The sequence below is a fragment of the Streptomyces sp. NPDC058469 genome (assembly GCF_042721125.1).
Classification (GTDB): domain Bacteria; phylum Actinomycetota; class Actinomycetes; order Streptomycetales; family Streptomycetaceae; genus Streptomyces.
Genome location: NZ_JBHXME010000011.1, coordinates 24952 through 51842, shown reverse-complemented (window position 1 = coordinate 51842; position 26891 = coordinate 24952). Strand labels below are relative to the sequence as shown.

General features: G+C 60.7%; 26 protein-coding genes and 2 pseudogenes. 24 read left to right on the top strand and 4 right to left on the bottom strand.

Features of this window, described 5'->3' with window-relative positions; translation table 11 throughout:
- Positions 1-582 precede the first annotated feature (582 nt).
- From ACFWP5_RS08790 to ACFWP5_RS08720, 15 genes are all read left to right on the top strand, one after another.
- Entirely contained in the window at positions 583-1536 is a 954-nt protein-coding gene (locus ACFWP5_RS08790) for a phage protein Gp36 family protein (RefSeq protein WP_384152442.1), read from the top strand.
- A complete protein-coding gene (locus ACFWP5_RS08785; protein WP_384152439.1) occupies positions 1536-1982 on the top strand; it encodes a phage virion morphogenesis protein in 447 nt (148 codons plus the stop codon). The genes ACFWP5_RS08790 and ACFWP5_RS08785 overlap by 1 nt, the downstream gene beginning before the upstream one ends.
- Positions 1982-2464: a hypothetical protein gene (locus ACFWP5_RS08780; RefSeq protein WP_384152436.1), complete on the top strand. Its 483-nt coding sequence runs from the start codon at positions 1982-1984 to the stop codon at positions 2462-2464. The genes ACFWP5_RS08785 and ACFWP5_RS08780 overlap by 1 nt, the downstream gene beginning before the upstream one ends.
- Before the next feature lie 162 nt (positions 2465-2626).
- Positions 2627-3799, top strand: a complete 1173-nt coding sequence (locus ACFWP5_RS08775; RefSeq protein ID WP_384152433.1) for a hypothetical protein — start codon at positions 2627-2629, stop codon at positions 3797-3799.
- A gap of 1 nt (position 3800) precedes the next feature.
- Positions 3801-4136: a hypothetical protein gene (locus ACFWP5_RS08770; protein WP_384152430.1), complete on the top strand. Its 336-nt coding sequence runs from the start codon at positions 3801-3803 to the stop codon at positions 4134-4136.
- A 193-nt stretch (positions 4137-4329) separates the two neighbouring features.
- Positions 4330-6450: a hypothetical protein gene (locus ACFWP5_RS08765; RefSeq protein WP_384152427.1), complete on the top strand. Its 2121-nt coding sequence runs from the start codon at positions 4330-4332 to the stop codon at positions 6448-6450.
- Positions 6443-7306 carry a phage distal tail protein gene (locus tag ACFWP5_RS08760; protein ID WP_384152424.1) on the top strand — a complete coding sequence of 288 codons (864 nt, stop codon included), beginning with the start codon at positions 6443-6445 and terminating at the stop codon, positions 7304-7306. Before ACFWP5_RS08765 ends, ACFWP5_RS08760 begins: the two co-directional genes overlap by 8 nt.
- A 41-nt stretch (positions 7307-7347) precedes the next feature.
- A complete protein-coding gene (locus ACFWP5_RS08755; protein WP_384152421.1) occupies positions 7348-8355 on the top strand; it encodes a hypothetical protein in 1008 nt (335 codons plus the stop codon).
- On the top strand, positions 8352-8822 hold the full coding sequence (locus ACFWP5_RS08750; protein ID WP_384152418.1) for a hypothetical protein: 471 nt from the start codon (positions 8352-8354) through the stop codon (positions 8820-8822). The genes ACFWP5_RS08755 and ACFWP5_RS08750 overlap by 4 nt, the downstream gene beginning before the upstream one ends.
- A 325-nt stretch (positions 8823-9147) precedes the next feature.
- Entirely contained in the window at positions 9148-10476 is a 1329-nt protein-coding gene (locus tag ACFWP5_RS08745; protein ID WP_384152415.1) for a hypothetical protein, read from the top strand.
- A complete protein-coding gene (locus ACFWP5_RS08740) occupies positions 10476-10727 on the top strand; it encodes a hypothetical protein (protein ID WP_384152413.1) in 252 nt (83 codons plus the stop codon). The genes ACFWP5_RS08745 and ACFWP5_RS08740 overlap by 1 nt, the downstream gene beginning before the upstream one ends.
- A gap of 182 nt (positions 10728-10909) precedes the next feature.
- Complete coding sequence (locus ACFWP5_RS08735) at positions 10910-11257, top strand: hypothetical protein (protein ID WP_384152410.1); 348 nt, start codon at positions 10910-10912, stop codon at positions 11255-11257.
- 47 nt (positions 11258-11304) lie between these two features.
- A complete protein-coding gene (locus ACFWP5_RS08730) occupies positions 11305-12276 on the top strand; it encodes a GH25 family lysozyme (RefSeq protein ID WP_384152407.1) in 972 nt (323 codons plus the stop codon).
- 206 nt (positions 12277-12482) lie between these two features.
- The gene (locus ACFWP5_RS08725) at positions 12483-13010 is read left to right on the top strand and encodes a hypothetical protein (RefSeq protein WP_384152404.1); all 528 of its coding nucleotides are present in this window, start codon (positions 12483-12485) and stop codon (positions 13008-13010) included.
- Positions 13011-13121: 111 nt separating this feature from the next.
- Positions 13122-13454 (top strand): hypothetical protein, encoded by a 333-nt coding sequence (locus ACFWP5_RS08720; RefSeq protein WP_384152401.1) that lies wholly within the window; start codon positions 13122-13124, stop codon positions 13452-13454.
- Between the two features lie 958 nt (positions 13455-14412).
- Here ACFWP5_RS08720 and ACFWP5_RS08715 read toward each other — a convergent pair.
- Positions 14413-15888, bottom strand: a complete 1476-nt coding sequence (locus tag ACFWP5_RS08715; protein WP_384152398.1) for a recombinase family protein — start codon at positions 15886-15888, stop codon at positions 14413-14415.
- A 123-nt stretch (positions 15889-16011) separates the two neighbouring features.
- Between ACFWP5_RS08715 and ACFWP5_RS08710 the strand changes: the two are divergent.
- Together ACFWP5_RS08710 and ACFWP5_RS08705 are read left to right on the top strand one after the other, a co-directional pair.
- Positions 16012-16698 (top strand): annotated as a pseudogene (locus ACFWP5_RS08710) (ATP-binding cassette domain-containing protein); the annotation flags it as partial.
- A 33-nt stretch (positions 16699-16731) separates the two neighbouring features.
- The gene (locus tag ACFWP5_RS08705; RefSeq protein WP_384152395.1) at positions 16732-17589 is read left to right on the top strand and encodes a DUF1707 domain-containing protein; all 858 of its coding nucleotides are present in this window, start codon (positions 16732-16734) and stop codon (positions 17587-17589) included.
- Between the two features lie 89 nt (positions 17590-17678).
- On the opposite strand, the gene ACFWP5_RS08700 is transcribed toward ACFWP5_RS08705, so the two are convergent.
- On the bottom strand, positions 17679-19040 hold the full coding sequence (locus ACFWP5_RS08700) for an SGNH/GDSL hydrolase family protein (protein ID WP_384152392.1): 1362 nt from the start codon (positions 19038-19040) through the stop codon (positions 17679-17681).
- 106 nt (positions 19041-19146) lie between these two features.
- Between ACFWP5_RS08700 and ACFWP5_RS08695 the strand changes: the two genes are divergently transcribed.
- The 4 genes from ACFWP5_RS08695 (at position 19147) to ACFWP5_RS08680 (ending at position 23027) form a co-directional block, all read left to right on the top strand.
- Complete coding sequence (locus ACFWP5_RS08695; protein ID WP_384152389.1) at positions 19147-20499, top strand: DUF445 domain-containing protein; 1353 nt, start codon at positions 19147-19149, stop codon at positions 20497-20499.
- A 64-nt stretch (positions 20500-20563) separates the two neighbouring features.
- Complete coding sequence (locus ACFWP5_RS08690) at positions 20564-22129, top strand: MFS transporter (RefSeq protein ID WP_384152386.1); 1566 nt, start codon at positions 20564-20566, stop codon at positions 22127-22129.
- 84 nt (positions 22130-22213) lie between these two features.
- Entirely contained in the window at positions 22214-22633 is a 420-nt protein-coding gene (locus ACFWP5_RS08685) for a hypothetical protein (RefSeq protein ID WP_384152383.1), read from the top strand.
- 13 nt (positions 22634-22646) lie between these two features.
- Entirely contained in the window at positions 22647-23027 is a 381-nt protein-coding gene (locus ACFWP5_RS08680; protein WP_384152380.1) for a VOC family protein, read from the top strand.
- A 52-nt stretch (positions 23028-23079) separates the two neighbouring features.
- On the opposite strand, the gene ACFWP5_RS08675 is transcribed toward ACFWP5_RS08680, so the two are convergent.
- Entirely contained in the window at positions 23080-23391 is a 312-nt protein-coding gene (locus ACFWP5_RS08675) for a hypothetical protein (RefSeq protein ID WP_384152377.1), read from the bottom strand.
- Positions 23392-23592: 201 nt separating this feature from the next.
- On the opposite strand from ACFWP5_RS08675, the gene ACFWP5_RS08670 reads away from it, so the two are divergent.
- Positions 23593-23727, top strand: coding sequence for a hypothetical protein (locus ACFWP5_RS08670; protein WP_384152375.1), 135 nt, complete (start codon positions 23593-23595; stop codon positions 23725-23727).
- A 56-nt stretch (positions 23728-23783) separates the two neighbouring features.
- Here ACFWP5_RS08670 and ACFWP5_RS08665 read toward each other — a convergent pair.
- Positions 23784-24710: pseudogene (locus ACFWP5_RS08665) on the bottom strand (hydrolase); the annotation flags it as partial.
- A 370-nt stretch (positions 24711-25080) separates the two neighbouring features.
- On the opposite strand from ACFWP5_RS08665, the gene ACFWP5_RS08660 reads away from it, so the two are divergent.
- A complete protein-coding gene (locus ACFWP5_RS08660) occupies positions 25081-25542 on the top strand; it encodes a hypothetical protein (protein WP_384152372.1) in 462 nt (153 codons plus the stop codon).
- A gap of 4 nt (positions 25543-25546) precedes the next feature.
- Entirely contained in the window at positions 25547-26884 is a 1338-nt protein-coding gene (locus ACFWP5_RS08655; RefSeq protein ID WP_384152369.1) for a hypothetical protein, read from the top strand.
- Positions 26885-26891: the final 7 nt, after the last annotated feature.

The following is a 26891-nucleotide window of genomic DNA, read 5'->3' as shown; positions in this document are numbered from 1 at the left end:
ACGCTTACTCGCCTTCATATTTATGAGTACTCTGGCAATGCTAACCCGGTTGTCCTGGACGTTGCATTAGTCGCGAACGCTACATCTACTGGTGGAACTACCTGGGCGACTCCTAGCATCACGACGACGCTTACTGACGACCTCATATTCGGCGTTATCGCTCTCAACGGTGATTCAACCAGTCCCAGCTTCTCGGGTCTAAATATTCGCCAGACGGACTCCCGTGTCATTGATGGTGACCTCATCCCCGGAATAATCGAGACAAGCTTCGCGGGCACCGCCAGCTGGACCGGCGTACTAAAGGCGAGTGGCATCATTGGAGCATTCAGAGCTGCTGGTGGTGCAGTCGTCATAAGCAACCTTGGAACATTGGGGGTTGGATAATGTCGCTGCTATTACTCTTCAACTTCGTACTAGCTTCAGACGAGCCTAGCGAAGCACTGGAGGTGTTAACTATCCTCCTATCTCTCGATGCTCAGACGATTCTGAATGATGCGAATAGTGATACTCCGCTATGGACGGATACAGAGCTAGTTATCGTCGACATTGGCGCCAGTGATGTAACGGTGCTTTAATAAAGCTATGCCAACAACACTCCGTGCCAATTCATTCTCGGCCGCCATCATTCAGGAGATAGCACAGTTGGACGCTAACGCGGCAGCTGCGGCCACCTCATTGACGCTCAAGTCTAATCAGGGCTTGACTGTTGGCGACTTCCTATATGCGGGTACGCTCAGCCAAGAGCGGTGCGAGAAGTGTGTTGTTGCAAGTCTTACCGGAACGACGGGTGTTGGAGTCGGTGCCTTAGGGTTTGCCCACTTACGCTTTGAGCCGATTACCCAGGTATCGAGCGACCAGATTAGGTTCTATCGCGCCGCCAATGCAGATGGTTCTGTACCTGTAGACGCATCATTTAGCATTGTTGCTACTCGGAACATTGACCCCGACCAGACGGGCACGTTCTATACCGACAGCGCTGGCGGTTCTGACTACTGGTACAAGTACACCTACTACAACAGCGTCACACTTGCGGAGACCCCTCTAGCAGACGCCGCGGCTGTCCGGGGCTCTGACTTTGCCCACTATGTAACCCTCGATGCTGTGCGGACTAAGGCGGGCTTTGGCGGCAACACCAACCTGAGTGACACCATCGTCGACCAGGCCCGCCGTGACGCCGAGAGTGAAGTCAACTCCGCTCTCATCTCCAAGTACACCGTCCCCTTCACCAAGCCAGTACCCGAGCTAGTACGCCGTATCACACTGGAGCTGGCCGCTGGCATCCTCCTCCTAGACCAGTACGGGGCTATGGCTACCGGGTCAAGCAAGGACGGTACTGCGCGGGTAGCTGACGCGCGTGCACTGCTGAAGGCCGTCCAGACTGGCGCCTCTCCATTGGTGGACTACCAGGGCACTCAGGTAGCGGAGACTAAGCCGTCAGCGTCCTCCTGGCCGGACGACACCACAGCGGACACTGACCCGGCAGACGGCGGCGGTGAGCGCATCTTCATCATCGAGCGTCCAGGAAGCCGCTTCTAGTGAACGTCTCCATCACCATCACCGGAGACAAGGACTTTCAGTGTCGGCTATCTGCGCTCGGTACGAGCATCAATGACATGCCCGACGCCATGCGGCAGATTGGTCAGTACCTCACAGCCTTCTACGCTGGCGAGGTGTTCGCTTCTCAAGGTGGGGTTATCAACAAGCTATGGCCTCGCCTTAGCGTCCCTTACGAGACGTGGAAGGCTAAGAACTTCCCGGGCCGGCCACCGCTGATACGCAGCGGCGTAATGCAGAACTCATTCAAGTTTCAGTCGGGCTCTAACTTCGCCATAATTCGCAACAGTGCCGACTACTTCAGGTACCACCAGCTCGGCACTCGTAAGATGCCGGCTCGCGTTATGTTCGCCGTAGACGATGCCAGGGCTAAGGCTATTGGTGAGATTGTCCGGAAGGAAGTGATGCGGAAGGTAGCGGCAGTCTAATGTACGAAGAGCCGACCGCGCGCATACTTCGCTTCTTCAAAGATCTCTATCCAGACGGTCCTTTCAAATCGTTCTATGATGGCGACCCGGACGTGATACCTGAGGTGAACTATCCAGCCCTCATCGTAGAGAAGCAGGGCGATGTCACGGAGTCTGGACCCACCGGCACCGATGAAGTTACAGAAGAGATCCTGGTTAAGGTTGTGCTCGATAAGCGGGACGACTGGGGCGCCAACGATAACGCTGACCTGACTCAGCGCCGTATCCGGCAACTGGTCGAGGCTCGGGACGATACCGGCGCCTACTTACCCCAGAGCATCAAAGGGGCCCTTCGTACTCAGCTCAGCATGGAAGGTGCGGCGATTAACAACACCATGCGCTTTGAGATCGGCTCAATGCCACGTCAGAATGACGTCATATCGGCCGAGGGACATCTGACTATTACGGTCACATACTTCGTCGCCGTAGCGAATCGTTCTTGACCTATAGGCAAAAGAAGCAAATACTAGAACTATGAAGACCTATAGGTATCTGAATCAGACCGCTCTGACGCTGATTCTTGTAGGCATTGGCGAGCTTAAGCCTGGCGGGACACTGGTTAGCCATTTCCCGGTTGAGAATCCGAACTTAACTGAGGTATCAGAATGACATCCGATTTAGGGTACATAGCCTTTGGTAAACAGACATCGGCACTTGTGGCCGTAACGCCTGGCTCTTACGTTCCTGCCTATGACGAGACGCTAACCACTGACCTCAACTACGACGAGGATCAGTCTATCTACGGTGCGAAGTTTGCTCGACTCCAGTCTATTCAGGGGCAGCGCTCGCATACTGGCGACATCACCGTACTCGCCGAGCCCAACACCACGGCTCAGATTATTGACATGCTATTGACCCGCGGGTCTGTTACTGGCTCTGATCCTTACACCTGGCCCTTCACCCTTAGTGCTACAGACCCCAACTTCTATACGATGGATATCTCGAACGGTTTCTCAGTCGTCCGCTTCTTTGGTGTAGGCGCTAGCAAGCTAACCCCGATGTTCGAGAAGAACATGATGCGCCACAAGGTATCGGTCAGCGCTCTCGGAGCATTCGCCGGTCGCGAGATCGCCAGTGTTTCGACTACCACCCTTACGCTATCTACGGCTTACGATGCCGCTCCTACAACCGGCCTCGTTGTCGGCGACCTGGTGAAGTGCGTCAAGGCAAGCGACAACTCAACGACGAACTTCACTATCTCTTCCCTCACCGCCACGACGGTTGTGTTGAACGCTACTGCTGCGGCATACGCCAGTGGCGATATGTTGGTTCTGCGGCCGGCCACCGTCTCTCTGCCTGCCTTGTACAACATGCCTTTCACGTGGGCTCGTACTCAGTTCTGCTACGGCGCCACGGCGTCAGCTGCTCTTAGCGCCACGCAGACGCAGGCCGAGCAAGGTTCTACCTGGACCGCTAGCCACAACTTCAAGGACGACAAGGGCGAGCACCGTTCTGGCACGCTCGACCCTGCTGCCCTCCTCCGTACGCGCGGCGACCTGGAGGTCAAGGTAGATCTCATCTTCACCGGCCCCGACCAGGCCAATACCTTTACTGGCTACAAGACTGGCGCTTTGGTTATCCGCTGCTTTGCCGGTGCAGGCAACATCTACGAGCTACGTCTGACTCTGAATTCCATCCGAGTTAAGAAGGGTGGTGATAAGCCACAGCTCAAGTCTGGCGAGCACGAGTACTACAGCCTTGAATATGCAGCCGACTACAACTCCGGTGATGGTCAGGCCTGGGACCTCAAGGTAATTAACAAGTTGGCGGCAACCTAAGATGTCTGAGTTTAACTCCAAAGAGACGGTTGAGACCACTCTCCCCCTTAGTGGCAAAGTAGTAGTCCTCAAGAAATACCTGAGCGGCTTTGACGTCGACGCTATCGAGGATGTATTGCTCGATGGTGCTGAGACTGACGATAACGGTAAGTCCAAGTTTAGCGGCGCCTTGGTTCGTGAGAGCACCAGTAAGGCTTTAGAGGTCACCGTACTCACCGTGGACGGCGCCCCATATTCCCTTGAGGTCCTGCGGGCTTACCCGGCTAAGGACTACAAGAGCGTCATTGCTAAGGTCAAAGAGATTCGTGACGCGAGCGACGCTGACCCAAAAGCCTAATCCGGCTCACCGCTCAGTATAGAAATTACGTCATGGACAAGACCGGCACGGCTCAACCGCCCGATGGTCGCTTCGCAATTATCTCCCTATGCGAGCACTACGGCTGGACCTACGAAGAGTATGGACGGCAACCGCCATGGTTTTTAAAGATGGCAAGCGCTAAGATGAACATAGATAAGAGTTTATCCCAGTAGTGTCAACTTCACCCGAGATCAAAATCGTCCTTGGCGCTCAAGATAATGCCTCTCGGGCGATTAAGGGTGTGGCCGACTCTCTCAATGCGTTGGCAGCCTCGGCGATAGCTCAGCAGGCTCTTAGTGGCCTCAAGAACGAGTTTGACCAAACCATCGAGGCATCCAACAAGATTCAGAACTCTCTCATCGGCGTCACCAGTGTGGCCAACGCCTTTGGAGCCAACGCGGGTGTAGCTCGTGATGCCGCTAAGTCTCTAGCCACTGACGGCCTTATGAGCGTGGATGACGCTGCTACCTCGCTGAAGAACCTTCTGTCGTCCGGCTTTAGTATGCCTGAGGCCATCGCGCTGGTGAACCGTTTCAAGGACACCGCGGCGTTTGGTAGGCAGTCGGCTCTTGGGTTTGGTCAGGCTATTGAGGGCGCCACAGAAGGTATCAAGAACGGCAACTCCATCCTGTCGGACAATGCCGGTATGACCAAGAACCTATCTGTCATCCTCCAGGAGGCCGGCTACAGCGCCCAGGACCTATCTAAGGCCACGACCGATTCGTCTATCCGTCAGGCCCTCTACAACGGCATCATCCGTGAGACAGCCCCCCAGCTCGGTGACGCGGCCCGGCTGGCAAGCACGTACTCAGGTGAACAGTCCAAGCTATCAACGGTCATCTTTAATACCCAAGCCAAGATGGGCGACATGCTCAAGATGGGTCTTGGCCCGTTACTCGGAGGTATGACTCAATGGATTCAAAACAACCAGGAGACTGTTATCTCCATGGCTGGTGCCATTGGCACAGTAGTTGCATTCGGCGCCACTGTCCTGGCCCTGGCTTCCATAGTCCGTTTTGTTGCTCTCGTTATGGGCGGCCCGCTCATGCTGGTGCTAACGGCTATATCTGCAATTGTGGGAGTCGTGGCTTTCAACGCCTTCAACAGGCTACAGAAGCAGATGCTCGGAACAGGGCAGCAGTTCCAGACCAGCACTGGACAGATGAAGCAGAGTGCTGACTCTGGCCTTGGACAGGCAGCCAAGAAAGCCCAGGATCTAGCCGACAAGCTGAAAGAGATTGACGAGAATGTAGTTAAAGCCAATCGAGACTTCCAACAGTCTCTCGCCGATATTGTCAAGAGCCATGATCAGAAGATCGCTGACCTGACTAAGTCTGTCGACCAGGAAAAGGCTGACTTTAGTGCTGCCCAACAGGATAAGGTCGACAGCTTCAAGCAAGCTCAAGATGATATGGCATACCAGCACCAACAGCAGGTTGACTCGATACAGCGAGACCTAGAAACCGAGAACCTGAAGGGGCGTTTTGCCGACCAGCAGCGTATAGCAGACCTAAGGGTACGGCTCGCGCAGGAAAACTCCGACTATGAGAGGTCCACTGGTGAGAAGTTATCCCAATACCAGAAGGACACGACCAACGCCCAGGAGCAACACAACACCAAGCTCACCGACCTGCAAACGCAGTTAGGTCAAGAGCTAGCCTTCATGCAGCAGCACTCCAACGACCTGCGAGGCGTGCGGGTAGCGGATGCACTCGATGAGATTGACAAACTTAAGCAGAGCCATAACGACCAGCTGAAGCAATACGAGAAGCAGAAAGCTGATGTTGTCAAGAACGCCGCCCAGACTACGGCCGGTATAGCTAACCAGCTCAACGGCCTACCGAGCATGGTCGACCCCAATATGATGCATGGTATTGGGGACAACATTGGTCGAGATATGGCTCATGCCATAGGTCATGCCCTCATTCAGGCGTGGGCAGATATGGTAAATGGGGTGGGTTCAGCCATCGGGCAGGCTTACATAGACAGTATGACGGCTCTTGCTAAGCTTGTGATCAAGGCAAGTCCAATAGGCGCCGCTCTCAAAGCCATGAAAGTTCCAGGTTTTGCTTCAGGCGTGAATAGTTTCGGAGGTGGCTTGGCCCTCGTAGGTGAGCGTGGCCCAGAACTCGTAAGCCTACCGAGCGGATCAAAGGTTACTCCGGCAGCAGAGACGCGCCAGGCAATGGCAGCCGGCGGCGGGACTACCTTCAACATAGTCAACTACAACTACAATCCGGTAGACGCGGATCAGATGGTGCGGAAAGTGCAGTGGGCTTTACGTAATGCTTAGGACATTCAACATCGGAACTCTGAATGTCCACGATCTATCTTTGCCGCCTAATGGGTACATCTTCCACGATGCTCAGGGCCTAGGCTTCCCAGACATACGTCAGGTGGTCTATGACAAGCCGGGCGAGGACGGGCAGATAGTTGACGCAGAACGGTACGGCGGACGCATCCTGACGCTCTCTGGTGAGGTCTTTGGTTCTACTAGTACCTCGTACATAGCGGCACGCAAGGCACTCGTCTACGCCAGTCGGTTGCAGCGCGACAGCTTGAACCTGCCCGTGGGTACGTCCTTGACGTTCTCTACCCTCGATGGGGCTACGTACTTCGCTACGGGCTACCTCAAGCCCCCGTTCCACTGTGATGGACCTTTGCCCAACAGTTGTCCCTTCCAGATCAGTTTCCTGTGTCCGGACCCGGCCATCTACAGCACCACCCTTCTGACTACTGGTCAGTTCTCCCGCCCGAGTGGTGGTGGTGCTGTATTCCCGCCGCCGTTCCCCATCACCTTTGAGGGCGCTACGGGAGGGGTTGGCTACTTCACCAACACAGGCAGTATGGACACTTGGCCGTTACTCTATCTCCGGGGCGTCCACACCAATCCGCGCATCATGGCGCAAGAGCGAGGAGTGGCCCTCCAGCTCAACTACACCTCGTTGCCGACTGACACGATCATCGTTGACATGAAGAACCGAACCATCATGCTCAACGGGGTAACTAGCCTTATCGACAACAAGGTCGCCGGTACTGACTTCTTCTCTGCCGTGCCTGATGTAAACACCTTCCGGCTTACTAGTTCATCCGCGGGCGATACTGGTACGGCTGAGCTAACCGCCTACTCGGCTTACTTAACCGTATGAGACCGAGCATCTGGACCTTTGAGTTATGGACGCCGGCGGGCGTGAAGACGGCCGAGCTGTCAGGAAAGGCTCGTAACCGGCGCCTGCACGTTTCCCGTAATGAAGCCGACGAAATTTCTTGGACTCTTGGGCTCAACGAGCTGAAGCAACTCGCCGCCACACTCAATACGCCCTGGACTAATCTCATCCAAGAGGGCATCACAGAGGTACGCATACGGCGAGGCGATACCTATTTAGCCGGTGGGCAAATCACTCACACCGAGAAGAACCGCTCGGTCGAAGGCGACACGCTATCTGTTCAGGTGGCTGGCTTCCTCAATCTTTTCGCTGACCGCTATACCGCCGCATTGCGGACCTTCACCAACGTTGAGCGAACCACCATTGCCGCGACCCTTATCAACGAGTCTCAGGACCAGGGAGAGAACTGGGACTTCGGCATAACCATTGGCACGCTTGCCACTCTCGGGGTGTACAGCCGCCAGTATCAGAACGTCCGCATCAAAGACGCCCTCCAAGACCTTACTAAGCTGCAGCTCGCCTTCGACATGGAGTTCACGCCCGATAAGGTATTCAACACCTACGCAGCCATAGGCAGCCGGAAGCCGTCTGTCATCTTCGAGTACCCGGGCAATGTCAAGCGGCTGAAGACATCCAAGGATGCTACCGCCATCTCTAATCTGCTCTATCTTCTAGGTTCAGGTATTGGTTCTAGCGCAACGGTGCAGATCCAACAAGATGACGTCAACTCACAGATTGATTACAAGGTTCGCGAGAAGCCCATCATCCTGAGCGATGTACTCGATAGCGGCACCCTAGAAGACTATGGCTTGTCGCTACTGGCCGCCTGGGGTCGGGCATTCTCTATACCGTCCATTGAATACAGCGGTTCCTTATTGCCTGTGACTAATTACTGGATTGGCGATTATGTGCAGGTCTTTGAGACTGACGATCCCGATACCGACATTCAAGGCTTCTACCGGGTGGAGGATATAGACATCCAAATCGGCGACGAGGATGATGAAGACGTAAAAGTGAGCTTTGGCTTATGATTAACCGCACTACCCAAACTGCTGATACCGAAATAGCTAGGCGCCTTCCGGCTGCCGAACGGGAGATCCGCAATATTAAGAACAAGCAGTCATTAGGCGGGGACAATATGGCCGTCCTTGCTGTCGACGTTGCGGAGATTACTCAGGTTCTAGCAGCTGGATCTCAGGCCCAATACGTCATGACGTTCTATGGCACACTGGAACAGCTCTATATGTCCGAGTTGGGCTTAGGTTTCTATGTCAATACCAATAATGATGCCAACTATGCTTGGCCACTGGGCGGTTCTCTCACCAGTGACTTGCGCGAGATTACCCGGGCCCATCATTACGACATCATTCTAAGCGACGAGACTGGCATTGGTCTCAAGGTGTATGTCTTGTCGGTGAAGAACACTGGCACCGCCAGCAAGACTATTTACACTCATGCTCGGCTTATTTTCCCAGCCGGAATATTACCACCAACCTAAGGAGCCATATGGGTACATCGCAACTAACTAGAACCATTGAATTAACCGAGGGCGGTGTAGTTCTTGTGCAGTCCACCTCGACTGTAAAGATTCAGGTCGCAGGTTCTATTAACTCAGTGGAACGAGATATCCCAGACGAGGAATGGGAGACATTACATAAGCAAGTAAAGACAGGGGCCATTAACTCTGCTAAAGTCAAATCAAAGCTAGGTTTAATCGAGGACCATAAATAGTGTCAGAGTACGTAGTCGGTGGCGGCAAGATAGATGAGGAAGGCTTTCTTAAGCACTTACTCCTGATGTCCGGTACCGGTTACGCCACGGGTATGAACGTGACTCAGCGCGCAGCCGGCGCCAACATGTCGGTGGACGTTAATGTCTCTAGCGGTATGGCTGGCATCCTTATGGCCACCAGCACGAAGATCCCGTACTTCGGTTACATGGACGCCGCTAAAAACATCTCGGTTACAGCGTCCGATCCTTCTAATCCCCGCATTGATACCGTTGTTGCATACGTTGACCTGACCGTTATTAGCTCGGCCACCACGAACAACCTCGCCGCTTTCAAGTTTAAGACGGTCCCTGGTACTGCCGCAGGTTCACCAACCGCGCCTAACGCTGCGGCTATCCAAGCCAGCATTGGCGCCGGTTACCCATACGAGATTCTGGCTGACGTCGCTGTGGCCGCTGCAGCTTCCTCAATCTCTAACGCCAACATCACCGACCGGCGTACGGCGATGACGTTCGTCCCTACGACCTACGACACCAAGGCCAACAGTGAACGTCGTTGGGATGAGGGCACCCCCAATTACGTGGCCTCTGGCTGCGTTTGGTCTGGTGATGCTTATGCCTCGACACGAGCAGCATCCATGATTGCAGGCGTGGTTTACATCAATGGCGTACGGCTCACCGTGGCTGCGGTGACTGCTAGGACGTTCACAGCGTCCAAAGACACCTACATTGAGCTACACGACAATGGCGACGGTACAGCGGTTGTTACCTATGATGAGGTAGCAAACAACGCCGCCTCGCCCGCGCTTACGGCGAACTACGTGCGTATTGGCATCATCATAACTGGTGTCTCGACTATTGCTGCAGCTAGCTCTATCAACCAGGGCACAACATCTACACCGGTTGTGAGTTCGGTTCCGTTACTGGGGGCTGATTCACTAGGAAACCAAATTTATCCCCATGTCACGGCTAAAACTCACGTCGGCTTAATCAATCCCTACACGTTCAGTGTTTATCGTGCCGCAGCTCTGACCCCCGCGGCTGGTGGCGTTCTTACTTGTGATACCAAAGAGTACGACACGGGCAACAATGTGGACGTCGTAACTAATAAGGGTCGCTTCACCGCACCTATAGCGGGACTCTACTCTTTCAAGGCTGAAGCTAGGTTCTTATCTACGACTAATACCCAGAACTTTGGTATGACTCTGAATAAAAATGGTGTTGTAGTGAAGAACGGCAGCGCCTTTGTCCAAATGTTTAACGGTGCGACTTCTACTGTCAGAACCTACGTCAACGCAGATATACGCCTGGCCGCCAATGAGTACGTCGAAGCTGCCGTCTTAAGTGATGGTACCGAGGCGCTGAATGTGTCTGGCGTAGCGACCGATAACTACTTCCAAGGCTTCCTGGTAAGCACGACCTAATGGAGGCCGCGCCCACCGTCCTTCTTCAATACGGCATCGCGGGCATTGCCATTTTAGCCGAAGCATATGTAATCGGCCGGCTCTACAGTGATAACAGGCAATTGCAAAAAGAGAAGGATGAACTCCAGGTAGCGTTCCGCCTCTACGCGATAGAGGGTCTCGCCAAGATTGAAGGTCCGCTGACTGCAATAGCCAAGAGTACTGATTACATCGCCGATAAGCTAGAAGTAGCAAAGCCGAGGAGTAGATAGGATGTGGTTGTTTAGGAAGAAGCCCCAATCAAGTCCACCGGTCGACCTCGTTGTAAGGGACGCTAAACGGCGCCTACATGAAGCTGCAAGCGCCGCGCAGAGCGGAGCGGATAGGCTTAATTCGCAATTTGATGAGAATCATATTACGCTAACCATATTAAGAACTGCGGGAGGTGATGAACATGGACGCTAAGCTCTTGGCCGCGGTATTGCTATCCGGCCATGTCATCGCCCTGGCGGTGACACTGCTTGTACTGGGGCGCCAAATCAAGATACTCCGTGCTAAGCCCAATCCGGAGTTACAGACCGGCCGGTTGGTCCTGTTGGCCCTAGCAGTAGTCATCGGGCTTGGTAACGTCATTCCAATCGCAATAGACTTGGCGGTCATTCTTGGCGGGGTCGTCCGGGCACAGCCAACACTCTTCGGTGTCCTGTATGCCATCTCAAACGTCCTGACGCTTATCTTCTCTGCTAGCGCTGTCCTAGCCTTGTACGTCATTGCGGACCGCTTGCTTAAGGGTCGACGTTGATCCTGGCGACAGTAAGTGCATAATGAGAACCATAATAGGAAACAGTAATGGCGCTTAACGGCATCGATGTAAGTTCATATCAGGCTGACTTGAATCTCAGCAATGTTAGCTACGACTTCGTCATGATTAAGGCGACGGAAGGTGTTAGTTACGTCAACCCTGCCTGCGAGGCTCACTTCCAACAGGCTAAGGCTGCCGGAAAGAAGCGTGCCGTCTATCACTATGCTGACGGCAATGATGCTGTAGCTGAGGCCAATTGGTTCGTTGAGAACTGCAAGGGTTATATCCGGGATGCCATCTTCGTCCTGGACTGGGAGGGTGACGGTGTTGAGTACGTCGACTGGGCTAAGAAGTTCTTGGAGCGCGTAGAAGCTCTCATTGGCTACAAGCCAGCTATCTACATGTCCGAGTACGTGGAGAACTCGTACAACTGGGCGCCGGTCGTGGCGGAGGACTTCGGCCTCATAATGGCCAAGTACTCTGACTACGAGATCGACAATAACTACGACATGAGCCACGCCGGCGAGATGCCAGTCTCCGTCTATTGGCCGTTCTACTTCATGTGGCAGTGGACATCAAAGGGTCATCTCGGCGGTTATGCCGGAGACTTAGACTGCGACATTGTCTATCTGACAGCAGAACAATGGGACCTATATGCCGGTGTCCCTTTCAGTGTTCCCGTCGCGCCAGTCGTCGATAGCATACAACCACCAGCGCCACAGACGACGCCAGAATCAGAGCCGGTTCAACCAGTGCCAGCAGCAGTATCGAGCACGCCGACCAATCCGTTACCAACTTCAACCAATCCATTGCCTTCACCTCAAGTTAATCCCTCCAATGATAACAAGAGCGTGTGGGAGTTCCTACGTGGATATAAGACACACATCATTGCAGTATTGTTCGGGCTCTATAACCTTTGGCACTCTGGCGGACACTTCACGCCCGAGACAATTGATGCCTTAATAGCTGCCGCTGGTTTAAGTGCCCTGCGATCGGGTGTGGAAAACTCCAAGAAATAGCTTGTGTTATATTGAGTGAGTAGAAGGTATTCCGACCCTTCTACTGGTGGTAAGGATTGTATCTTTTCCCTGTGTTGAGCTTCGTGCCGAGTCAGCTCTATCCCCTTTCGAGAGTCGCCCAAAATAGGCGGCTCTTTTTTGTTGCCCTTGCAATTATTCCAAGATCGTTTAACTTAAATAGCGGGCCTACGACCGAAAGGTTGCACATGGACATTCCCGTTATTTGGATACCGGCCGATGAGGCTCAGCCAATAGAGCTGATAGAAGTCGACCGGGAAGACCTCGATACCTACCAACGTTTGGTGGGCGGGAACATCGAAGTACTCCCACTCGTCTTTCCGCCGGCCTCGTACTTCTTCAATGAGGAGTACCGGGGCAGCGACCTCGCGATCAACCCCCGTGCTACGCAAGTCTTGTGGAGCCACAACCCCCATTACGCAGGCTGTGACCCGATTCAGGGCGACGTGTTCATCACGGGCGATGTTGACCCCGAGGGCAACGAAACGGCTGTACCGGGGAACTACAAAGAACTTCTGCAGCCGGTTAAGTTCCGTGTCGACATCGTGACCGGCTCCGACAGACGTTGGGTAAGCAACGGTGTCATTCACGACACCCGCGCTCTTGCTGAGGCTGCCGGACAAAGGCTGTTCGAGAACTGGACGCAAGTCTCCAAGTTCCGTGTAGTCCCTGACTCGACTCCGACCCGTGAGCGCGTGGAGCCACTGGCGGAATAGACGCCCGGAGGGTCGGCGCCCCCTATCGTCGGCTCTCCGGGTCCAACGCCCCGAGGGGGCACTTTAGTGGCTCCCCCACTGCCCTCTCGGGGTCCTTTCTAAGGACGCACCTTGCTACCTGAACTTCCGTACAACGACGGTGAAGGCGGGTACGAATGGATGCCTCGCCTGAAAGACGGCTGGTACCCCGTAGCCTCCTGGGGCTCGGAAGGCTGGAACCTAGGTAACTGGCCATTCGTCTGTATCGCGCACTACGACGGTGAAACCTTCGGCGTTGGAACATACGTTGAGGGCGACATCAAGGCCGAGGAGTTCCCTACCAGGGAAGAGCGGGATCGTCACACCGACGAGATAGCCATCTTCTACTGGAAGAACTACGAGATCGAATCGGCTCCGAAGTCGATGCGTGACGATGATCGGCTCGGCCCTTACCGGCCAACATAGACGGCCCGTTCTCGGATATGCCACCGCGGCCTAGGCTGCATCGACTGGCTTCCGGGAACGGGTCTAGCCCCCTACTGCATTGCGGTAGGGGGTATTTCTTTTGGTAGGGACGCTGATGTCCCTACCACCAGCTGTGGGTCAGCCAAAACGCCCGAGCCTCTTCCCAACTGTAGTGATACCGGGCCAGATACACGGTTGAAAACCAATTGTCTTCGCAGGCGTAGTCCATAGTGGGGCAGGCTATGAGTACGGCCGGTGTAGTCCCTCTGACTGCAGGGCAGTTCTGTCCTAAGCCGAAGCAGCCCGTACTGTTCCACTTCGTCGGATCGTTGCCAGACTCACGCTCGTAAATGAAGGCCTTAGCATCGTCTGTCGGCAGCGGAGAGTACGCAGGAGGCGCGATAGGTTCCGGAGTCGGTTCAGGCGTAGGCATTGGAGTTACGGGCGCTTCTACGGGCTCTGGTGAAGCAACGGGTGCAGGCTTCGAGAAAGGAGCCTCGTGCCGTATGGCGTGGGGTTGCTGCGTCTCTATTTGGCTGGGGTGCGGCGCCATCGGCAGGAGTAGCGGGATGATGGCGAACAACCTAATCCAATTGTCGATTAAGCGAATCCGTTATGACCGCAATGTAACCCATAACGGTTGCCTTGTCACTGTGGATAAGTGCATGCTCTTATTCCACTTTTAACCTCGAAACTATAATAAGGCCGATCCTTATTCTAGTTTGGACAACAAAAAAGACCCGGAGGTGAGCACGGGTCTTTTTTGGAGGTCGAAGCCGAAGCCAACCTCTGAGTGTATTGGATGCTAAAATAGATCCAATAAGCAAGGATCGTCAAATGGCTAGCAATACGCCTACCCAGAATTTATCATCTTCCGAGACTGCCGACAAGCAATGGATAGAGCAGCAGCTAGCCAAAGCTCCCGCCCTATCCAGCAAACGTCTCAAACGGATAGCCGCTATTCTTGGCGCCACACAATCTGAAGCCTAGCCGGATCGAACCGGTTACTTCCCTTGGTTGCGGGCGCGAGTATGACGGCTTCGATTAGTTCGGCACAGATAGCCCGGCGTTGCTCGACCTCTAGGTCTGGCCATGCCTCGACCATGTTGGTTCGCTTTGGTAGAGCGTTCTTTCGTGTGTGCGCGGAACGTTCCTTCACTAGTGCGGCTATGGCCGCTTCTTTCTTGCGTACCTCCGGGAAGATGTGAGCCCCCATATCAGGGTTCTCTTTGTACTGAGCCAGGAGCGTTGCCTTGCTGGCGTTGAGGGCTTCTAGCTCTTCCGTTTTCGGCCACGGCACGGCTTCTATCTCGATGTGCTGTTCTTCCAACCGAGCATGCACCAGCTTGGTGACGATAGCGTCAATGGCAAGACCCGAACCGCAAGCCTTACCGCATCCGCCGTCGTTGATTTTGCACGCGTAGTCGAACCGCTCGGCAGGCTTGGCATTGCCTGAGATCTTCTTCATACAACCACCACACCGCATGATGCCGGATAGCTGGTACTTGAGCTTGCCTATGTTCTCGTGAGCGGGTGGCCTATCTGGCCCGGCGAGAAGGGCGACCACTGAATGCCAAGTGTGCTCATTCAAGATGGCTTCATACTGACCCTTAACGGGGTTGCCGTCTGAGTCAGTCAGATAGCGCATGTGCAGCGGGATGCTGGCCGGACCATAGACGCGGTAACCCACCATGCGCGGCGAGACCATCATGTTGACGAATGTCCTACGGCTCCAGGCGTTGCCCTTAGTGGTGAGCCTGCCCGCTTCGTTCCACTTACGCACGATGGTTGAAGCCTTGATGCCAGCTAGCAGCATCCGGGCCGCTGCCTTGATCTGCCAGGCTTCTCGGAGGACAACAGTGCGCTTATCTTCCGCCCACCCAAAGGGGCGGTTACCGCCTACCGGGATGCCCCTGAGAGCACGGGACTTGTGGCTGTCTCTCAACCTACGAGCGGTGGCGGCTGACTGTTTGCCGTTCATCGTCACCATGATTCGGGCCATGTCTTGGCCGGACTCGGTGAGCAGATCGAACGTACCGCTGACGTCAAGAATCGGCCGGCCGCTGAGTTCTACGGCTTCTATGGCGTCCTCTAGGTGACGGTGGTCCCGGGTCAGCCGGTCATCTACCGACACGACCAATCCATCTATGGCGATGTCTCCGGGGCTGATACCCGCCTTGAGATCCTTTAGTGCGGCGTCGAAGACGGGCCGGATGACGCGGCGGATATAGCTGCCGTCCGGTTGCTTGACCCGCTTCTTCTTCCATGCCGAGGTATCAGGCTCGTCGTAGGTGTAGACGTAGGTTCCGCCACGACGCTCTATGTATTCGCGGATGACCCGCTCTTGCTCTTCGCGGTTATTGATGTCGGCGCCGGTAACCGCAACGCCGCTGTAGTCGCGGGCGGGGTTTACCTCAAAGGACAGCCGAACCAAACCGGCAAACCTAAGGCCGGTTAGATCGCCCCTACGGGCTTGTTCTAGATGAGTTGAGGGTGATTGCACTACGTAGTCCTTCGTTACTCAGTGTAACATGGACTAGATAGTTCATGGAAGTGCTTCGGGCAGCGGACGACGCTGTGGTGGGACCTCCCGCTGATCGACTCGTACAAGCTGATGCACCGCATGTACCGCATCCCCGACACCCGTTACGCCGAGAACCTCGACCGTTGTGTCGAACTCCTCGAACTGGGCGCCCTGTTGGACGTTCCCGTACGCCAGCTCTCCCTCGGCCAGCGGATGCGCGGCGACATCGCGGCGGCCCTGCTGCACGACCCCGAGGTGCTCTACCTCGACGAGCCGACGATTGGCCTGGACGTCATCTCCAAGGCCAAAGTCCGTGAGTTCCTGCGGGAATTGAACGCCGAGCAGGGCACCACGGTCCTCCTCACCACTCACGACCTCCAGGACATCGAGCAGCTGTGCTCCCGCGTCATGGTCATCGACCACGGGCGTCTGATGTACGACGGCCCGCTCGTCGGGCTGCACGAGGCGGGGGAGAGCGAGCGGACCCTGGTGGTGGACCTGGAACGGGAGTTGCCCCCGATCGAGGTGCCGGACGCGCGGGTGGTGAAGGTGGAGGGCCCGCGGCAGTGGCTGGCGTTCCCGGCGTCGGAGTCGGCGGCTCCGCTGGTCGCGCGGATCGCGGCGGAGTATCCGATGGTGGATCTGTCGGTGCGCGAGCCGGACATCGAGGCGGTCATCGCCAAGATGTACGCCGAGCAGGCGGAGAAAGCGGTGTCGTAGCCCTTCGGGAAGTGACCTCGTAGGCTGCTCGGTATGACCGACGACGCAGTCCCGGAGCTCCGCGCATCAGACGCCGACCGCGAGCGGGTCGCCGAGGTTCTGCGCGATGCCGTCGCGGAGGGACGCCTCGACATGGAGGAGTTCGAGGAGCGTCTTGAGGCGACGTACAAGGCGCGGACGTACGGCGAACTGACGCCCATCACCCGGGACCTGCCGGCCGCCGGGGCCACCCCGCCGCCGGTGAACATGGTCAAGGAAGCGGTGGACAGCGGGAGTTGGGCCGGGCGGATCGTCGGCGGCGTGGGGTCCTCGACCGCCGCGGTGGCCATCATGTCGGGGTTCCAGCGCAAGGGACGGTGGACGGTCCCGAAGCGGTTCACCTGCGTCGCCTTCTGGGGCGGCGGCGAGATCGACCTGCGCGAGGCGGACTTCGCGGACCGCGAGGTCGAGATCAACTGCGTCGCGATCATGGGCGGCGCGCAGATCATCGTGCCGCCGGGCGTCGAGGTCGTCGTACGCGGCATCGGCATCATGGGCGGCTTCGACCACAGCCAGGAAGGCGTGCCGGGCGATCCGGGCGCCCCGCGCGTGATCATCACGGGCTTCGCCTTCTGGGGCGGCGTCGGCGTGGAACGCAAGCTCCCGAGGGCGGAACGGCAACGCCTCAAGGAGGAGCGCCGCCGGCAGAAACTGGACCACAGCTCCCCGGCCAAGGAGCTCTACGGCTCCCACCGCGACGCCCTGTCGGGCCTGCACGACGCCCACCGCGAGGCCATGGACGAGCACCGCGAGGCGATGCGGCGCCGGCACGAGGAGCGCAGGGAACGGCACGAGGAGCGACGCGAGCGGCAGCGGGAGCGGCGGGACCGCAGGCACCGGGACTGGGACTGAGTTCCTGAGGTTCCGGGAGGGGACCGGGCCACCGCCGCACAACTGGGCCCGAACCGCCGCCTCACAACCCGCCGGAGCCGCCGCCCGCCTCACAACTGGGCGGGAACCGCGCCCTTGAGGTCCGCCAGATCGATGGTGCGGGCCATCTTCCGGTAGCCCCGGTCGCCGGGGTGGAGATGGTCGCCCGAGTCGTACTCGGAGGCGAACCTGCGCGGGTCGTACGGGTCGCGCAGCGCCTTGTCGAAGTCGACGACGGCGTCGTAGACCGTGCCGCTCCTGATCGCCGCGTTGACCGTCTGGCGTACCGCGTTCCGGGCCGCCGAGTACCGGGGGTGGCCGCCGAAGGGCATCAGGGTCGCGCCGACGACCTTGATGCCGTGCGCGTGGGCCTGGCGGACCAGGGTGCGCAGGCCGGCGAGGACCCGGTCGGCGGCGCCGCCGTGCATGACGTCGTTGACGCCGAGGTCGATGACGACGACCTTGACGTTCGGACGGCCGAGGACGTCACGGGCGAAGCGGACGGGGCCGCGCTGGTTCTCGGCGGGCCGGCCGGCGAGGCTCGTGAGTATCTGGTTGCCGCTGATGCCCTCGTTGACGACGCTGTAGCGGGGCACGTCCTGCCCGGCCGCCTCGGCCGTGCGCAGCCGCTCCGAAAAGGCGTCCGGCCAGCGGCGGTTGGTGCTCTCCGTCGAGGTGGACCCGTCGGTGATCGAGTCGCCGAACGCGACGACCGTGCCGTCCGCCTGCTTGCTCAGCACGTCCACCGCGGTCAAGTAACGCCAGATCGCCGTGCGTTGACGGTACGGCGTGCCGGTCGCGTCCTCGGTGCGGTCGCCGTCGGCGAGGTAGGAGATCTGCCGTGCGTACGGGTGGTAGGTGGCCGGTCCCGACGCGGTGGGGGAGTAGGTGGTGACCAACAGGTCGGCACCCGGCGGGACTTGGAGGCGCACGGCGTCGCTGAGTGTCTGCTGCCCAGCCGGTACGGTGACCGAGGTCGCGCCGCCGAAGGTCAGCCGGCGCATGGTGCCCTCGGCCGCGGCGGAGCTGTTGTGGGCGGCGGCGACGGCGATCGAGGCGTGGGTGAGGGTGAGCGGGGCCCGGCCGTAGAGGTTGGACAGGGTGATCCGGGCGCCCGCCCCGCCGGTGCTCGTGTGGACGAGGTTGCGGACCGAGCGGCCCGCCATGCCGGTCCGCCCCGTGCCGGGCTCGCCGCCGACCGGGGCGGCGGCCCAGGCGCCCACCCAGGTGCCGGCCGAGGCGGGGGCGGCGGAGTTGCCGCCGGAGCGGGAGCCGGCGGAGTTCTTGCCGTCGTCGCCGCGGGTTCCGTCGCCCGCGGCGGCCCCGAGGTATATGGCGGCGGAAAGGACCACGATCAGAGCGATGATCGCGGACAGTAGGGCACGGTGTTGTGTGGGGGGCACCCCCACGCCCCCGGCACGACGCTTGGTCACGCGGTACTGATCTCCTCGGGTGGGTGGCAGGGTCCTGCCATTTTGCCCGATCGGGTGACAGCGGGAACTCCTGTTCCGTTCCGGGAGTCGGTCAGGAAGGGACAATATGCACGGTACCGGCGAACGGGTGGAGCGGATGGAACGTACAGAAGCGGGGGCGGGGGCGGGGACCGAGAGCGACGGGTCCCGCCGCACGATGACCACGTTCAGCGCCGCCGACCAGGAGAAACAGCGCGGCGTACGCCGGATGAAACTGACGGCACTCGCCCTGTTGCTCTTCGTGGCCGTCGTCTACGTGCTCGCGAAATGGGCGTCGAACTCGGGCGCCGGTCCCTGGGCGGGCTATGTCGCCGCGGCGGCCGAGGCCGGCATGGTCGGCGCGATGGCCGACTGGTTCGCGGTCACGGCCCTCTTCCGCCACCCGCTGGGCCTGCCCATCCCGCACACCGCGATCATCCCCACCAAGAAGGACCAACTGGGCGTCTCGCTGGGCGAGTTCGTCGGCGAGAACTTCCTCTCCGAGGAGGTCGTACGACAACGCCTGCACGCGGTCGGCATCGGCAGCCGCCTCGGCGCCTGGCTGGCGGTACCGGACCACGCGGACCGCGTGACGGCCGAGCTGTCGGCGGCCCTGCGCGGCGCGCTCACGGTGCTGCGCGACTCCGACGTCCAGGCGATCGTCGGCGAGGCGATCACCCGCCGCGCCGACGCCCAGGAGATCGCGCCCGGCATCGGGAAGACGCTGGAGAAGATCGTCGCCGACGGCGGTCACAAACGGGTCGTCGACCTGATCGTCGCCCGCGCGCACGACTGGCTGGTGCTGCACGACGAGCAGGTCATGGACGCCGTCGAGGGCGGTGCGCCCGGCTGGACCCCGAGGTTCGTCGACAAGCGCATCGGCGAGCGCGTCTACAAGGAACTCCTGCGCTTCGTCACCGAGATGCGCGACATGCCCTCCCACCCGGCCCGCGGCGCCCTGGACCGCTTCCTCGGCGACTTCGCCTCCGACCTCCAGTCCGACACGGAGACCCGCGCGCGCGTGGAGCGCCTCAAGGGCGAGGTCCTCGGCCGCGGCGAGGTCCAGGACCTGATCGCCAGCGCCTGGACGTCCGTACGCTCGATGATCGTGTCGGCCGCCGAGGACGAGCGCAGTGAGCTACGACTGCGGGTGCGGGCGTCGCTGCTGTCGCTGGGCGCGCGGATGGCCGTGGAACCCAAGCTCCAGGAGAAGGTCGACGGCTGGGTCGAGGGCGCGGCGGTGTACGTCGTGACGACCTACCGCAAGGAGATCACCTCCCTGATCACGGACACGGTGGCCGGCTGGGACGCGGAGCACACGACCCGGAAGATCGAGGCGAACATCGGCCGTGACCTGCAGTTCATCCGGATCAATGGCACGGTGGTGGGGTCGTTGGTGGGGCTGTTGATCTATACGGTGACGCGGCTGGTGGGGGTGTAGGTGCGGGTGTAGGGGGCGATTCCCGGGGGCACCCGGAGGGGGTTCGCTCGACGAGGAGGACCCCATGGCCAGTGCGAGTGAGGGCGCCGAAACCCCGGCCGAAACCCCGGCCGAAACCCCGGCCGAAACCCCGGCCGGGAGCGGTGGCCGGACGATCACCTCGTCCATCCCGGCCCGCCTGGACCGCCTCCCGTGGTCCCGCTGGCACTGGACGATCGTCATCGGCCTCGGCACCGTGTGGATCCTCGACGGCCTGGAGGTCACGGTCGTCGGCAACATCGCGAGCCGCCTCTCCGAGCCCGGCAGCGGTCTGCCGATCAGCTCCGGCCAGGTCACCGGCATCGCGGCGGCGCTGTACGTGGCGGGCGCCTGCGTGGGCGCCCTCTTCTGGGGCCACCTCACCGATCTCTACGGCCGTAAAAAACTCTTCATGATCACGCTGGTGGTGTACCTCGCGGCGACCGCGCTCACCGCGGCCTCCTTCTCCACCTGGTGGTTCTTCACGTTCCGCTTCCTCACCGGCTTCGGCATCGGCGGCGAGTACGCGGCGATCAACTCCGCGATCGACGAACTGATCCCGGCGTACTGCCGAGGCCGCGTCGACCTCGTCATCAACGGCAGCTTCTGGGTGGGCGCGGTAGGCGGCTCGCTCCTCTCCATCGTCGCGCTGAACACGAGCATCTTCGCGGCGGACGTGGGCTGGCGGCTGACCTTCGCGCTCGGCGCCGTACTCGCCCTGGTGATCCTCCTCGTACGACGCCATGTGCCCGAGAGTCCACGCTGGCTGCTGATCCACGGCCGGGACCGGGAGGCGGACGAGGTGGTGACCTCGATCGAGCGCCGGATCGAGGTGGAGCAGGGCCACGAACTGCCGCCTGCCGAGGGCGAGATCACCATCCACCAGCGCAAGAGCGTCTCGTTCGCGGAGATCGCCCGCACGATCTTCCGCGACTACCCCAAGCGCGCGACGCTCGGCTTCTCCCTCTTCATCGGCCAGGCGTTCCTCTACAACGCGATCACCTTCGGCTTCGGCGCGATCCTGACGAAGTTCTTCAACGTGCCGACGGGCAACACCGGTTACTACTTCGCGGTCATCGCGGTCGGCAACTTCATGGGCCCGCTGCTGCTGGGCAAGCTGTTCGACACGGTCGGTCGCCGGGTGATGATCTCGTCGACGTACCTGCTCTCGGGGCTGTTGCTGTTCGGCACGGCGTGGCTGTTCGACCGGGGTTCACTGAGCGCGGCCACGATGACGGCGTGCTGGTGCGCGGTCCTGTTCTTCGCGTCGGCGGGCGCGTCCAGCGCGTACCTGACGGTCTCGGAGATCTTCCCGATGGAGACCCGGGCCATGTCGATCGCCTTCTTCTACGCCCTCGGCACGGCGGCCGGCGGCATCAGCGGCCCGCTGCTCTTCGCGGACCTCACGGGGACGGGCAAGGTCGGCGACACGGTGCTCGCGTTCCAGATCGGGGCGGGGCTGATGTGTGCGGCGGGGCTGGTGGCGGCGGTGCTGGCGGTACGGGCGGAGCGGCAGTCGCTGGAGGACGTCGCCCGGCCGTTGACGGCGGTGGATCCGGGGAGTTCGGGGAGTTCGGCCAAGGTGTCCGGGGCCACGGTTCGCCCGGCGTGATGGGGCGGGCCGCCAGGACGCGTCTCGCGGATCTGAGTACTCGTACTCTGTCGCGGCCCCGGCCCACGGACAACCCTCGTACGTATGACCGAGAAGCTGCTGAGCCCCCTGCGGACGCGCCCCTGGCCGGAACGCTGGCTGACCCGCACACTCGGCGCCGTCCTCGCGACGGCGGCGTACGTCATCTGCGTCCCGTCGGGATCGGTGCCGGTGTCGGACGAGGCGTCCGGTGGCGGCGGGGTGGCGCTCGCGGTGATCCTGCTGCTCCTGTCGGGCTACTTCGGCCGTAGGGACGACCTGGCCTGGCCGTTGCTGCTGGTGGCCGTGCCGCCGGCGGTGCAGATGTACGTGTCGTTCGAGTCGGAACAGCCGCTGGAGTGGGCGTTCGCGACGCTGGTGATCGCGGCGGGCGCGCTCGTCGCGGCGACGGTGGGACGCTGCTTCAGGCCGCGCGGCGGGGAGGACTCGACCGACGGCTTACTGTGCGCCGCCCACCGATCGTGAGGAGCCGTACCCGATGAGCATCCGCAGGATCGTCCCCGACTTCCAGGTGGCGGGAGACGGCGAGGACTCGATGAGGACGAACGCCGACTTCTACGGCCTCCTCGGCTTCGAGGAAGTCATGAACCAGGGCTGGGTGATGACCCTGGCGTCCCCGTCCAACCCCACCGCCCAGATCAGTTTCCTCACGGAGGAACGCACCGCCCCTGTCGTCCCCGACCTGAGCGTGGAGGTCGAGGACGTCGACGCGGTGTGGGCCGAGGTCGCCGCCTCGGGCGCGGAGATCGTGCGCGAGCTGCGGGACGAGGAGTGGGGGGTACGGCGGTTCTTCGTACGGGATCCGGGCGGGCGGGTCGTGAATGTGCTGGGGCACCGACCGGGCGTTGAGGACGGGTGAGTTGGGGCGCCGGGTGAATCGGGTGAGTCAGATGCTCCGGTGACCGGCTGAGTCACGCGCGCCGGTCGGCGACAGCCCAGGACGCGAGGGCGACGGCGCCGGCGACCCCGAAGACGGCGGGCCAGGCGCCCACCTTCTTGGCCAGCGGATGGGACCCGGCGAACGCGGCCACGTAGGCGACGGTGAGCGCCCCGGCCGCCTTGCCACCGGCCTGCTGCCGCCACTGCTGCGCGGCGGTGACCCCGGCCACGGCGAGTACGACCCCGCCGAGTTGCCGCTTCCTGGTCCAGCGGGCCACGCCGTACCCACCGACAAGCCCACTCGCGGCGACCACCGCGCTGGGAACGCTGGGAACCTTGGCCATGATGTGCCTCCTGGGACCGATGAAACCGAGCTGACCGGATATCGCCACCGAGGCTAACGTGCGGTCCCTGCGAGGCACTGAAACTGAGTCGAGGCCTGTCACGTCTCCCGGCCCCGTCCGGACGATCGGGGTTGGTTCTGTGGCGTGCGGCTTCGCCCTGACCGTGGCCCATACGGCGACGGCGTACGTCACTTTCATCGCGTGGCGACCGCAACGGCCGGCCTGACGTGGGTCTTCACCAAGGCGGAGTGGTTGCGCAGGTGGTGGTACGCGATCCCGACGGTGTTGACGGGAGCGGCACTTCTGCGGTTGACGCTGATGGCTCCGACGCTGTGAGGGTGTGCGGACCCGAGGTTGGGGCACCCTGGGTCCGCGCACCCCGTGGCTCACGAGGAGAGCCACTCCGTGGCGTTGAGGGCGAGGGCGGCGTTGGTGGCGCCGGTGTCGTTCCAGCCGTCGTAGAGCGTGTTGCCGGACTGGCCGGTGCCGTCGTCGATCGGCGAACTGTCGCCCCAGAACGCGACCTTGCCGCTTCCGAAGGTGCTGGTCGCGAAGAAGGCGCCGGTGTTGCCGGAGTAACCGGAGCGGTACAGAAGGCCCTTGGCGGCGGAGTTGTCGGCCGGCTTGATCGTGGCCGTGGTGCCGTTGGCGATGAGGCTCTTGGTGACGGTGCCGAAGGAGCCGTGCAGCACCGCGTTGCCGCTGTCGGTGATGGCGGCCGGGTAGCCGGAGGTGATGTTCAGCGAGTCGATGGAGAGGCCGAACGGGTCGGTCGAGTCGACGCTGTTGTTGGTCATCAGGTCGTTGAGGATCTGGACCGCGTCGTAGCCGTCGTTGTTGCGGTCGGCGCCGGTGTGGTCGGAGATCATGAACAGACCGCCGCCCGCCTTCACGAAGTTCATGATGGCGGTCTTCTCGGCGGTCGTGAACTTGATGTTCGGCTCGGGCAGCACGAGCGTGTCGAAGTTCGACAGATCGGTGGCCGACGAACCGCCGTAAGTGAGCGCGCTGGTGGCGGTCTTCAGGCTGTAGTTCCCGGTTTTCTGCAGGGCGACGCCCCACGACGAGAGCGCCCCGGTCCAGTCCTTGTCGGAGGACGGCGAGGAGTCCTGGGACAGCGGGTCGGGCTTACTGGTCGAGATGATCCAGTCCGCGTTCCCGGCCTCCTCGGCGTGCCCGTCGTCGAACAGGACGCGGTGCGTGGTGGCTGCGGCGGCGGGCGTGACGGTGGCCGCCTGCACGGCAGCGCCCGTGGCGAGCATGCCGAGGACGGTGAGAGCGGTGGTGAACCTGCGACGTGACGCGAAGGTGCGTGTCATGGACTTGCCAAGGCTGAGCATCCGGTGAACCTCCGTGAGTGGGGGGATTCCATGAGTGGGGGGTGGAGTGAACAGGGGGTGCGGGTGCGCGGGGGGTGCGGGTGCGTGGGGAGTGCGTGCTGCTTGCGGTGAATCTTCGCGCGTAGAACGGTAGTTGAAAGATCTCCGTGCGACACAAAGGGGGACGGTACACAGAAGATCGGGGCCATCGGGAGGGGGTCTCGGCGGTTCACGTAGATCTCTTACTCGGCGGCCTTCCGCTGACCCCCTTTGGTCAACTCTTGATCATCCTTGACCTGTTCGTGGCAGAATTGGCGAGGCGAGGTGTGTGTGCTCGCGCGATGTCACGGCTGAACGGGGGACGGGAATCGTGTCGTGGGAAGAGGAATGGGCCCAGCTCAAGGCGGACGCGCTGGCGCGGCAACAGCCGTCGGCGCAGATGCAGTTGAACCAGTTGCCGGCCGATCCGGGTGGCTCGCCCGCCGGGCCGGCCGGCGGTAGCGCGGACGGGTTCTCCGTCAACGCGGGTTCCATCGACGGAAGTTCGCATCTGCTCATCGAGATCGCGGGAGTCCTGTACGAGGGACGTATGGACGGGGAGAACGCCACGATGGCCCGGGTGCCCCGATCCCACCCCGACGTGGCCACGAACGTCGAGACGTTCGCCCGGTTCGCCCAGGACCAGTACACGGACGCGGTCGTCCTGCTGGCAGCGCTGTCGGGCAAGCTGAAGTCCGCGAACAACGCGTACACGCAGTACGACGGCGACGTGCGCGGGCAGCTGAACTCCGTTCTGGTGTCGGGCCGTTACACCGAACCAGGGAACCGGTGATCCCGTGGCCCACCGCGAGGACGTCGCATTCCTGGAGGACGCGAACCCGGCGCTCATCGGGCGCGGTGCCGCCGAGTTCACGCGTTTGCACAGACTGATCGACACCACCGACGACGCCTTCCGCAAGGCGGTGAAGGTGGACTGGCAGAGCGATGCTCGCGAGTTGTACGCGAAGCGGCTGAGCGAGGCCAAGGATCTTACCGACGCCCTCTCGGAAGCCTTCCGCATCGTGGGAAACGCCCTCACGTCGTACGCGGACGCGGTCACCACCGCCAAGAGCCACTACAAGAACGGCAAAGCCAGCGAAGGCAAACTGTCCGAGGTGATGTCCCGGGAGGCCACCGCCGTCACCCCGACCGCCCGGGCCGCCGAACCCATGAGGCAGTGGGAGGACCTCCGGGCCACCACGGGTGTCATGGACTGGTTCGCGGAACTGACGGTCGACATCGACGCGATCCGCGAGGACGCCGAGCGCTACTACAACCAGACCAGCGGCCACTACGGCGACGCCCTGCGCGTGGAATCCGAGGCGCGCGAGACGTGCGTCGCGGACATCAGGGCCGCCAACCGTTCCCTTCCCGACTTCCAGAGCCCCATCGCGGACCCGGGCCAGTTCCTCAAGAACCTCGGCCCGCTGCAGGCCGAGGCCGGCCGGGCGAGCGACAACCCGTACGCCCAACTCCCCGGCGCCGGACCGAAGATGGACTCGATCCCCACCATGGGCGGCAACGTCGTCGTCAACGAGACGCTGTCACGCATCCAGACCCGCATAGACGGACTTCCCGGCGCCGAGGGCAACAACTACTGGCTGCCCTCGAACTCCGACGACAGCCGCCGCCAGTACATCTCGGCCAACAGTGCCCTCATCAAGGCCGCCGCCCAGGACGCGGGCCTGCCGCCCGAGATGGTCGCCGGCATCGCCTGGCAGGAGGTCGAGGGCGACCCGGGTGTCCTCGACGACCTGGCCTACGAGGGCCGAAAGGTCCTCCCCTTCAGCGAGGATCCCGACCGCACCTCGATGGGCCCCATGTCCATCCAGGTCCGCCGCGCCGCCGAGGTCCTCGGCTACGACCCGAACCACCTCACCGACATGCAGCGGGACGTCGTAGTGGACTCGATCAAGGACCCGGCCAAGAACATCTTCATCTCCTCGGAGTACCTGGCCCAGCTCAAGGCGGAGAGCGGCTTCGCGGATGTCCCGCCGGACCGGATGACCCGGGCGCAGCTGCAGGAGCTGGCCGCTCGCTACAACGGCGGTCCCTACTATGAGGACCCCGCCGCCCAGGCATACGGTCGCGGTTTCGACCGCAAACTGGACGACGCCAAGGAGGCCCTGCAGTGACCAGCCC